We start from the raw sequence: 4,645 nt of genomic DNA, 5'->3' as shown, positions 1-4,645 counted from the left end.
TTACATCAACCAGTTCGAGGATGACCTGGCGGATCTGATCAAAGCGACCGCTCAGCCCAATCAAAAGGTTGTCGTGTTTGGTCACTCCTCTGCTGGCGGCCTTGTGGTGCGCTTTGCCGGCGGGGAACACGATGAAATAATTGATCACGCTGTGCTTTTGACACCATTTCTAAAACACAACGCGCCCACATCCGCGAAAATTCAGGAGGATAGGCACATGTACATCTGCGACGCCTGATCGGCTGTCGATCTTGAATACTTTCCGCATAACGGCCATGAACCATCTGTGTGTGATCCAATTCAGTATGCCACAGCAGGTTTTAGACGGACCTTTGGGTGACACTGCCACTACGCGATATAGTTAAAGTTCGAACACTGACATTGCGCCGCGCAGCGACTATTTGCGCGATATTGCTGCACTTCCAGCGTTCGCTGTCACCACTGGGTCCGCGGATGAATCATTTGTCGCGGCACAATATTAAACCTTGATGTCATCTGTGACTGGCAAGGGGTGTTATCTGGTGGTACTTTGCATATGGCATCTTGCGATTGTGGATGCGGATAAAACGCTAGCCGCGATCAAAGAGGACCTCAGTGGAATTTAACGATGATATAGTAGCCTGCGCTGGCTTGGTTCAGCGGGGCGATCCGGATCGATTTCGCACTGTGATGGCAGCCCCATTGGCTGCGCGCCCTGTGATGTTTACGCTTTATGCCCTGAACGTCGAAGTGGCACGTGCGCCTTGGGTGACCAAAGAGGCGATGATCGCCGAGATGCGTTTGCAATGGTGGCGCGATTTTTTGGAAGAAATCAGTCTGGGCAAAGAACCGCGCAGACATGAGGTGGCCACACCTTTGTCACAAATTCTCACACCCGGCGATGCCAAAATGTTGGATCAACTTGTAGCGATAAGACGTTGGGATATATACAAAGATTCCTTTGAAGATGCTGGACACTTCGACCGTTATATAGATCAAACAGCAGGGCACCTTATGGTCGCCACAGCAAGACGTTTGGGCGAATGTGACGAAGGCGTTGTGCGCGATGTGGCTTGTGCGGCTGGCTTGGCCGCATGGTTCCAAGCTGTACCAAAGCTTGAAGAAGAAAAACGCATTCCAATGGTTGATGGACGCGCTGAAGCGATCCAAGAGTTGGCTCAATCTGGCCTTGACCGCCTTACCAAGGCGCGCAAATCGCGCAGCGCCGTGTCCAAGGCATCACGTCCTGCATTGTGGTCAGCGCTCTCTGCGCAAAAGGTACTGCAACAAGTTATTGCGGATCCTTATATCGTGGCAGAGGGGGTGATACGCCCCGTTAAGGGCAACCTTGCTTGGGCTGCTTTCACGGGGCGCTGGTAACTTATCTTAGGACGCGGGCTTTTCTTCAGGCCGCATTACCAGCCAGATCAAAGCAGCAGCTGCGAGGAGTAAGAACGGTGCCATCGCATAGTTCACCGCAGACCAGCCTTGAACCGCGCTGCCACCGGAACAATTCATCAATCCGCCTGAGGCAAGTGATGCAATTGTGACGCCTCCAAAGACCAACAGATCATTCAGGCCTTGCATGCGTCCACGTTCGTGAACTGTATGTGCGCCAGCCAGCATGGATGTGGCTCCGATAAAGCCAAAGTTCCAACCAATACCCAGCAATATTAATGCGATAAAGAAGTTGGGCAGGGTCACACCGCTCAGCGCAACGATGCCAGCACTGCCGAGGATTGCAATGCCTAGCCCCATGATCTTTTCAACACTAAAGCGAGCGATTAGGTGACCGGTAAAGAAGGAGGGAATGAACATAGCCAAAACATGACCCGTGACCACATCCGCGGCTGTACCCTTGGTGAATCCACAGCCTACAACAGCCAAAGGTGTTGATGTCATTACCAAGTTCATCAAGGCGTAAGAGACCATTGCGCAGATCACTGCAACTGCGATGCGCGGCGTTGTGATCAGCTCCCAACGGGTGCGCCCTTTAGGTGCATCTGGAGCAGGTGCCTCAGGTTTGGGCATATCGACGAATAGAAACAGGGCTGATCCGATGACATTTATGACGATCACCGCCAAATAAGTTCCAAGGAAAGGGACCACCATCGCGTCAGAGGTTACTTTAAACAATTGTGGGCCAAGCACGGCAGCAACAAGCCCACCTGCCATAACGTATGAAATTGCCTTGGGACGGAACGCATCGGACGCAGAATCTGCCGCAGCAAAGCGATAAAAGCCCTGTGCAGACATGTATACACCGGTAAAAAAACTCCCCAACAAGAATAATGGGAAACTGCTGGCGTGTAATGCGTAGGCACAAACGGCGGCCCCCAGCGCACCACCTAAGGTGCCCAGCCAAAAGCCAACGCGACGGCCATAGTTTTGCATGATTGCTGAAACCGGCGTGGCAGACAGCATTGATCCCAGCACGATCATCGAAATTGGCAAGGTCGCAAAGCAAACGTTCGACGCCAGCGATTGTCCTGCCAAGCCACCAATCGTGAAAATGAGCGGCATCTGCGCGCCCAAAATTGCTTGTGCCAAAACCAAAACGGTTACGTTGCGAACGGCTCGTTTGTGTGAAACGGGATCTGAATTTAAATCTGTCATAAAACCGCGATAGCCCTTAGGTTGGGCATCGGCAATAGGGCTGCGATCTAACGCTAGGTAAAATAATGAAGCTGCTAATGATTGCGGGAATGGGGGAAAGCGTCGCGTTGGCGCGTGAACTTTCTGTAATTGAAGGGCATGAGGTAATTTGTGTGACCGAGGGGCGCGCCGTTGCCCGCGCCGAGCCACCTGTGAAAATATATGACGGTGTATTTCAAACCGATGCAGATTTCGCCAGGTACATAGCGGATGAGCGTTTTGACATGGTGGTGGATGCCGCCCATCCGTTTGAGGCCCGCTTTGGCACCATCGCACGCGGTTTGGAACTGCCTTATCTGCGCGTCACACGCGAAGAATGGACGCCCAAGCAAAATGAAGACTGGATTAACGTTGCCTCCATGAAAGAGGCTGTGGCTGCCGTTCCGAGGGCCGCGCGCGTGTTTCTTGCAACAGGGCGGGGCAGCGTTCATGCGTTTAAGGAACGTGCTGATGCCTACGTCATGTGCCGCCAGCTAGAACAACATGAGCGTGCCTTTCCCTTAGATAATGGTGCATATGTGTTCGGTGCAGGACCGTTTTCGGTCACGGCCGAAATGCAAACCTTTCAAACTCTTATGGTGGATTTCCTGATTCTGCGCAATTCAGGCAGCGTTCAGGGACGCAGCAAAGTCTATGCTGCTGGCAACCTTGGGATAACGATTATTATGATCCAAAAAACTGATGTGGGCGTGCCCCAATTCCAAACAGCAACAATCTTGGATGTCGCAAAGCGGGTGGCTGATTGTGCGAATCATTGAAACAGACGCGGATGTTGCTGAAGGCGCTGCTTGGCTTGCGGATCATGACGAACGCCTTGCATATGCCTTGTCCCAAACGGGGCCACTGCCGTTGCGGCGCAGACCCGATGGCTTTGCCCAATTACTTAGTGCGATCATTTCACAACAAGTGTCGGTCGCCTCTGCCGCCGCAATCTGGAAACGGATGGAAGATGCAGGTCTAACAACTGAATCCGCAGTTCTAACCGCGGGTGCCGAGGGACTGCGCGACGCGGGGATAAGCCGCCAGAAAATTGCATATTCCCAAGCCCTCGCTGAGGTGCAGATTGACTTTAACGCATTGCGCAATGCGCCAGATGCTGAGGTCGTGATGACCCTTACCGCTGTAAAAGGCATTGGGATTTGGACGGCCGAAATCTACACGATGTTCTCACTCGGGCGCTGCGATGTGTTTGCGCCAGGTGATTTAGCGCTGCAAGTTGCCGCCCAAGATCTCTATGGGTTGACGGAACGACCAAAGGAAAAAGAGCTGCGGCAGATGTCGCTGGGCTGGACGCCATGGCGGTCGGTTGCAGCGCGGTTGTTGTTTGCGTACTACCACATTGCAAAGGACAGGGAAGGTATCTGATGACACGAGTATTGAATGGACAGCGGCGCGAGCCGGTTTCGGGCGAAACACGATCCGTTGTTGTTTTTTTGCACGGCTATGGAGCCAACGGCGCAGACCTTTTGGGCTTGGCTGATCCACTGAGCGAGCACCTTCCAGATACCTTGTTTATAGCACCTGATGCTCCTGAAATGATTCCTGGTATGCCAAACGGGTACCAATGGTTCCCGATCCCATACATCGACGGATCATCCGAAGAAGAATCCGAGCGCGGCATGGACGCTGCCGTTGAAGATTTCAATTCCTTCTTGGATGCCTTGATGGTTGATGAAGATGTTCTTCCTGAACAGGTCGTTCTGTTCGGCTTCTCCCAAGGGGCGATGATGAGCCTGCACATTGCGCCACGCCGCGAAGACGAACTTGCGGGCGTTGTTGCCATTGCAGGGCGTTTGTTGCGTCCAGATTTGTTGGCTGACGAAGTTGTGGGCCGTTCACCAATCTTATTGGTCCACGGCGATCAAGACGATGTGGTGCCACCTCAATCCCTGCAATTGGCAGCCGAAGCCTTGCAAGAAGCGGGATGGAAAGATGTCTTTGCCCACGTGATGCAGGGCACCGCCCACGGGATCGCACCTGATGGCCTGTCTGTTTCATTAGCCTTTATGCG

The 4,645-nt window shown here is 53.0% G+C and carries 5 protein-coding genes; 4 read left to right on the top strand and 1 reads right to left on the bottom strand.

The features are described 5' to 3' along the window. Positions 1-594: 594 nt before the first annotated feature. A complete protein-coding gene (locus tag ABF287_RS08465; RefSeq protein WP_347184575.1) occupies positions 595-1,359 on the top strand; it encodes a squalene/phytoene synthase family protein in 765 nt (254 codons plus the stop codon). A 6-nt stretch (positions 1,360-1,365) separates the two neighbouring features. Here ABF287_RS08465 and ABF287_RS08460 read toward each other — a convergent pair whose 3' ends face one another. Further along, complete coding sequence (locus tag ABF287_RS08460; protein WP_347184574.1) at positions 1,366-2,595, bottom strand: MFS transporter; 1,230 nt, start codon at positions 2,593-2,595, stop codon at positions 1,366-1,368. 65 nt (positions 2,596-2,660) lie between these two features. On the opposite strand from ABF287_RS08460, the gene ABF287_RS08455 reads away from it, so the two are divergent. The 3 genes from ABF287_RS08455 to ABF287_RS08445 form a co-directional block, all read left to right on the top strand. Further along, positions 2,661-3,392: a precorrin-6A/cobalt-precorrin-6A reductase gene (locus ABF287_RS08455; RefSeq protein WP_347184573.1), complete on the top strand. Its 732-nt coding sequence runs from the start codon at positions 2,661-2,663 to the stop codon at positions 3,390-3,392. Further along, positions 3,355-3,999, top strand: a complete 645-nt coding sequence (locus ABF287_RS08450) for a DNA-3-methyladenine glycosylase 2 family protein (RefSeq protein ID WP_347184572.1) — start codon at positions 3,355-3,357, stop codon at positions 3,997-3,999. The genes ABF287_RS08455 and ABF287_RS08450 overlap by 38 nt, the downstream gene beginning before the upstream one ends. After that, positions 3,999-4,645 (top strand): alpha/beta fold hydrolase (locus tag ABF287_RS08445; protein ID WP_347184571.1); only part of this gene is annotated, 647 nt, incomplete at its 3' end. The genes ABF287_RS08450 and ABF287_RS08445, both read left to right, overlap by 1 nt.

The organism is Pacificibacter sp., from assembly GCF_039769035.1.
Taxonomy (GTDB): domain Bacteria; phylum Pseudomonadota; class Alphaproteobacteria; order Rhodobacterales; family Rhodobacteraceae; genus Celeribacter.
The sequence above is the reverse complement of the archived record's forward strand: the minus strand, read 5'-3'. Positions and strand labels throughout refer to the sequence as shown.

Excerpts from the sequence above, each read along its gene's own strand:
- ABF287_RS08460 (WP_347184574.1), bottom strand. The coding sequence starts at position 2,595 with ATGACAGATTTAAATTCAGATCCCGTTTCACACAAACGAGCCGTTCGC.
- ABF287_RS08455 (WP_347184573.1), top strand. The coding sequence starts at position 2,661 with ATGAAGCTGCTAATGATTGCGGGAATGGGGGAAAGCGTCGCGTTGGCG.
- ABF287_RS08450 (WP_347184572.1), top strand. The coding sequence starts at position 3,355 with ATGTCGCAAAGCGGGTGGCTGATTGTGCGAATCATTGAAACAGACGCG.